This window comes from Patulibacter sp. (assembly GCF_030655195.1).
Classification (GTDB): Bacteria; Actinomycetota; Thermoleophilia; order Solirubrobacterales; family Solirubrobacteraceae; genus Patulibacter.
Genome location: NZ_JAURWA010000019.1, coordinates 1 through 3502 on the forward strand (window position 1 = coordinate 1; position 3502 = coordinate 3502).

The 3502-nt window shown below is 74.3% G+C and carries 3 protein-coding genes; 1 reads left to right on the plus strand and 2 read right to left on the minus strand.

All coding sequences use genetic code 11. The annotated features are described in order from the left end of the window. Positions 1 to 45: 45 nt before the first annotated feature. Positions 46 to 528: an SRPBCC family protein gene (locus Q7T67_RS01960; protein ID WP_304785649.1), complete on the minus strand. Its 483-nt coding sequence runs from the start codon at positions 526 to 528 to the stop codon at positions 46 to 48. Between the two features lie 71 nt (positions 529 to 599). Between Q7T67_RS01960 and Q7T67_RS01965 the strand changes: the two genes are divergently transcribed. Next, positions 600 to 1907, plus strand: coding sequence for an adenosylhomocysteinase (locus tag Q7T67_RS01965; RefSeq protein WP_304785650.1), 1308 nt, complete (start codon positions 600 to 602; stop codon positions 1905 to 1907). A 90-nt stretch (positions 1908 to 1997) separates the two neighbouring features. Here Q7T67_RS01965 and Q7T67_RS01970 read toward each other — a convergent pair. Beyond that, positions 1998 to 3502 (minus strand): arylsulfotransferase family protein (locus Q7T67_RS01970; RefSeq protein WP_304785651.1); only part of this gene is annotated, 1505 nt, incomplete at its 5' end.

The following is a 3502-nucleotide window of genomic DNA, read 5'->3' on the forward strand; positions in this document are numbered from 1 at the left end:
GGGTCGCAGCGCCCCGGTCACGGGGCCCGCGCGCCCTGCCGCCGGTCAGGCGCGGGCGCGCGCCGCGACGTCCGCGGCCAGCAGCCCCGGGATCACGCGCTCGCGGTGGTCGAAGATCGCCCGCACGTCGCGCAGGACGAAGGCCCGGCGGGCGATCTCGCCGAACGTGCCCCACCCGACGGCGTGGTGGACGGTGTCGTGCATCGTGGTGCCTCCGCCGGGGGCGGCCTCGAAGCGGTGCTCGTGGTGCCACAGGCCGAACGGTCCGAGCAGCTGGACGTCGACGAAGCGGTGGGGCGGCTCCCACACCTGGATGATGCTCGTCCACCGCATCGGCACCCCGTGCAGGCGCAGCGCGTACTGGATGACCGTGCCGGTGGACATCGCGATCGGCCCGGGGGTGATCGTGTGGAAGCGCAGCAGCGACGGGGTGATCGCGTCGAGGTTCGCCGCGTCGGCGAAGAACGGGAAGACGTCCTCCGGCGAGCCGTCGAGGCGCTGGGAGCGGCGGAGGACGTCGACGTGCATCGCAGGGGCTACGCAGGGGCCCCCGCGTTCGGACGCGCGGCCGGTCGTCCGTGCGGTCTAGCATCGACCCGATGCCCCCGAGCGCCAGGACCTCCGCCCGCCGGCGCCCGACCCACGACGTCGCCGACCTCTCGCTGGCCACCGCCGGCGAGGCGCGGATCGACTGGGCCGACGCGCAGATGCCGGTCCTCGCCCAGATCCGCGCGCGCTTCGGCGCCGAGCGCCCGCTGGCGGGCCTGCGCGTCGCCGCCTGCCTCCACGTGACCGCCGAGACGGGCAACCTCGTCCGCACGCTGCGCGCCGGCGGGGCCGACGTGTGGCTCGCCGCGGCCAACCCGCTGTCGACCCAGGACGAGGTCGCCGCCGCGCTGGTGCTCGCCGACGGGGTCGCGGTGCACGCCCGGCGACGGATCGACCGCGCCACGTACGCGCGGCACCAGGAGACCGTCGCGGCCTGCGGCGGACCCGGCCCGCACCTGACGATGGACGACGGCGGCGACCTGCTCGCGCTGCTGCACGAGCCGCCGGCCCCCGGCGCGGTCCCGCGGCCCTCCGGCGACCTCATCGGCGGCACCGAGGAGACGACCGCGGGCGCCATCCGCCTGCGCGGCATGGCCCGCCGCGGCGAGCTGCCCGTCCCCGTCCTCGCCGTCCACGAGGCCGACACCCACCGCGTGGTCGAGAACCGCCACGGCACCGGGCAGTCGGCGCTGGACGGCATCCTCCGCGCGACGAACGTCCTGCTCGCCGGCCGGACGCTCGTGGTCATGGGCTACGGCTCGTGCGGCCGCGGCGTCGCGGCCCGCGCGCGCGGCATGGGCGCGGCCGTGACCGTCTGCGAGGTCGACCCGATCAAGGCGCTGGAGGCCAAGCTCGAGGGCTTCGACGTCGCGCCCTCCCTCGCGGCGGCCGAGCGCGGCGACATCTTCGTCACCGTCACCGGCAACCGCGACGTGCTCACCCGCGAGCACTTCGAGCGGATGCGCGACGGGACGATCCTCGCCAACGCCGGCCACTTCGACGTCGAGATCTCGCTCGGCGACCTGGCGGCGGTCGCGGACGGGCCGCCGGTGGAGGTCCGTCCGCTCGTCGAGCGCTACGTCGTCGGCGGTCGGCGGCTGCACCTGCTGGCCGGCGGCCGCGTCGTCAACCTGGCCGCCGCCGAGGGCTACCCGGCGTCGGTGATGGACCTGTCGTTCACCAACCAGGCGCTCGCCGTCGAGGCGCTCGTGCGCGAGCCGGCGCGGTTCGCCCCCGGCGTCCATCGCGTGCCGCAGGAGATGGACGCCGAGATGGCCCGGTTGAAGCTGGCCAGCCTCGGGATCGGCATCGACGGTCTGACGTCCGAGCAGTCCGCCTACGGGCGCTCCTGGGGCTGAGCTCGCCCCGCCCCGGCCCACCGGGCGCGGACGGCCCGACCGGCCGCCGCCGGCCGTCCCCGCCGGTGCCCGGGACGGGAGGACGTCCGATCAGTACTTCGAGCCGACGGTGACCACGTTGCTGCGGCCGAGGACGTTCCCCGCACCGTCGAGCGCCTCGACCGCGACGGCCTTCGCCGCCTCGTCGCGGTCGGCGAAGCGGATCAGCGTCTCGAAGTCGGTGCGGGACGCGACGGTGCGCGGGGCGAGGGTCCTCGCCGAGCCGCCGGCGACCACCCGCCAGGCGGTGACGGTCGTCGCGCCGTTCCACGACACCCGCACCGCCACGCTGTTGGAGCTGCGCCGGGCGACGGCCTTGGGCGGGACGGTCGGCTGCGCCGTCCAGGGCGAGCGGTAGGCGCGGTAGGACTCCGTGCCGGTCGAGGCGTACTTGGCCTCGAAGAGCTGCTTGCCGTCCGGGGAGAACTCCGAGACGTTGTCGCCCGTCCCTCCCCATCCGACGAACCAGTTGCCGTTGGGCAGCGCCTGCAGGTTGCCCTGGGTGTTGTTGAGCTTCCGCACCGGGTTGACGAACGACCGCACGACGCTGGCGGTCCGTGCGGCCTCGTCGAGCCGCAGGACCAGGCCCTTCGAGCGCTTGCCGCGGTCGTCCTCGATCGACGAGACGTTGTCGAACAGCGAGATCGTCCCGTCGGGCCGGCGCTGGGCGTCGTGCTGCCACGCGAAGCGCGCACCGGGGCCCATCTCGAAGTTCGTCCGCTTGCCGCCGAGCCTCCAGATGATCTTCTTCGTCCGCTTGTCGACCTTGTAGATCGTGTGCGTGTGGCGGGACGAGACGAGGATGTTCCCGTCGGTGTCCTCGTTGACCGAGTTGGCGTGGATGAAGTCGTAGGCGACCTCGGCCCGCCTGGGGATCGGCAGGTACGACTCCGACGGCGAGACGGCCTTCGTCGCGTCCCACTCCCACAGCACCTTGTTCGTCCTCGGGTCGATCTCCTGGATCAGGTTGCGCATGACCAGGTCGTTCCGCGAACCGCCCCGGACGGACCTCGTGTCGCCGCGGACGGGCTTGTACGAGATGCCCAGCGCGGTGTCCCGCGGGGTCAGGGTCAGCTCGTGGAAGTCCATCTGGCCCTTCCCGTTCGGGCTGACGTTGCCGATCTCGTTCATGTTCTGGTCGACGATCCGGAAGGACCCGAAGCCGTAGCCGCGCAGCGCGACGCCCTCCCAGAAGGTGACGACGGGGCGTCCCTGGTACGTCTGCGGCTTCAGGTCGAGGATCGACGTGCCGTCCTTCGCCCGCGGCCGGAACCAGACGAGCTTCCCGCGGTCGTCGAAGATCTCCGCGCCGGACTGGAAGCCGATGCCCTTCGGCGTGACGAAGACCAGGCCGGGGGCGGTGTTCGTCGCGGGGGTCGTGACGCGCACGGTGGTGGGTCGCAGGTCGGGCCGCGTGACGTAGGGGCCGGCGGCGGCGCCCGCCGACGGGGCGGCGGCCGCGGCGGCGGTGATCACCAGCAGGCCGGCGGCGGCGGCGCGGCCCCGACGGGCTCCGCGGCCGGTCGGACCGGGGACCGTCGCCGGGCGGGCGGGGA

What these genes read in the sequence shown, in the direction of transcription:
- Q7T67_RS01960 (WP_304785649.1), bottom strand. Translation starts at nt 528, where the DNA reads ATGCACGTCGACGTCCTCCGCCGCTCCCAGCGCCTCGACGGCTCGCCG.
- Q7T67_RS01965 (WP_304785650.1), top strand. Translation starts at nt 600, where the DNA reads ATGCCCCCGAGCGCCAGGACCTCCGCCCGCCGGCGCCCGACCCACGAC.